1 protein-coding gene is annotated in these 1858 nt (G+C 61.7%); it reads right to left on the bottom strand.

The features are described from left to right. Positions 1–1858 (bottom strand): type VI secretion system Vgr family protein (locus AC1DH9_RS28315; RefSeq protein WP_477809250.1); only part of this gene is annotated, 1858 nt, incomplete at both ends.

The raw sequence follows: 1858 nt of genomic DNA, 5'->3' as shown, positions 1-1858 counted from the left end.
CCCCAACGCCTGATCCATCAAACTCCCCGCCTTATCCTTATCCGCCGCCCCCGGCAGCACCGGTGGCTTAATCCCGATCCCCGTCCCATTCCCCGCCGAGCCTCCGGCGTTAATCTTCACCACCGGCCCAACCACCGTCACACCACCGGCATCCAACTTGATAAAGCTGCCACCGCCCTTGATCGTCAGTTCCGATCCGGCCTCGATGACCATTTTGTCGCCGGCCTTGAGGTGGATTTCTCTTCCGACGCTGGTCAGTTGTGCGGTGCCGAGTTTGATGTGTTGGTTCTGGCCGATGGTCAGGTGGTCGTCCATCCGCGTTTCGACTTTTCGGTCGGCAATGGTGGTGCGGTGTTCTTCGGCCTTGAGTTCGGTGTAGGTGTTTTTTTCGACGGTGTCGTGGCGTTCGTTGCCGACGCGGATTTTCTGGTCGTGCTCGATGTTTTCATCCCAGTCGCGTTGGGCGTGGATGAAGATTTGTTCGGCGCCTTTTTTGTCTTCGATGCGCAGTTCATTGAAGCCGCCGCCACCGGGGGAGCTGAGGGTTTTGAAGACGCTGCGGGTTTTGTTCGCCGGCAAGGCGTACGGCACCTGGTTTTCCTTGTGGTACAGGCAGCCGGTCACCAGCGGTTGGTCGGGGTCGCCTTCGAGGAAGGTGACGAGCACTTCCATGCCGATGCGCGGGATGGCGATGGCGCCGTAGCGGTCGCCGGCCCAGCTGCTGGAGACGCGCAGCCAGCARCTGGTTTTGTCGTCGGCCAGGCCTTCGCGGTCCCAGTGGAATTGCACTTTGACGCGGCCATACTGATCACAGTGAATTTCTTCACCTTTGGGGCCGGTGACTTGGGCGGTCTGGCTGCCGAGCACGCGGGGTTTGGGGTGCAGCAGCTCCGGGCGGTAGAACACGTCCCACGGGGTGGCGAGGAAGCGGTTGCGGTAGCCCTGGTGAAAGTCGTCCTTGTTGGCGGTGGTGTCGCTGGTCACCGACTCTTCGAGGACTTGCGGTTGCTTGCCTTCGTGGATGACTTCGGTCAGCAGCCAGAGGTCGTTCCACTCGGTGCGCGGGTGGTCGGAGATCTCCAGGAAGTGGCCGCTGACCAGGGTGGTCTGGTCGCCATGGCCTTCGGCTTGCTGGTAGTCGGCGCGGTGGCGTTCCAGCGCTCGCTGGCTGAGGAACTTGCCGCGTGCGCGCTCGGTGAAGCGGCCTGGGTAGTCGTAGTCTTCCAGGTCCGGCTCGTCGCTTTTGCCGTCGGGTTTGTAGGCCGCCTCCAGTTGCAGGCGCGGCTTCTCGAAATCGTAGTCGCGGCGCGTGGTGCGGTTGGTGCGGGTTTCCAGGCGCAGGGTGAAGCCTTTGATCACCGGCTCGTCGGCGACCATGCCGCTGCCCTGTACGTAGGCGGTGGGCTGACCGAGTTTCGGGAACACGGTCTGGTCGTCGCCGAATACCAGTTTGTGGCCCTTCGCGTCGTGCTGGAAGTGGTAATGAATGCCCTCTTCCTCGCATAGCCGCTGGACGAAATGCAGATCGGTTTCGTCGTACTGCACGCAGTAGTCGCGATCCGGGCACGGCTGGCTCAGCTGGAAGCTGTAGGCGTTGCCCTTGATGCCGTGTTCTTCGAGGATCAGCGCGATGATTTTCGGCGCCGACATCTGCTGGTAGATGCGCTGGTTGGTGCGGTGGCGCAGGTATTCGAGTTGCGGCACCAGGGACACTTTGTAGCGAGTCAGGCGTTTACCGGCATCGCCTTGGGCGACGCGGTAAATCTGGCCGTGAATGCCACTGCCTTTCGGATCGAACGCCAGAAACGCTTGCTTATGCAGCAACGTCTCAAGGTCCAGATCGGGGTTCTCGCTGACC

This window comes from Pseudomonas sp. 05T35, assembly GCF_056396605.1.
This window is presented reverse-complemented; position numbering and strand designations above follow the sequence as displayed.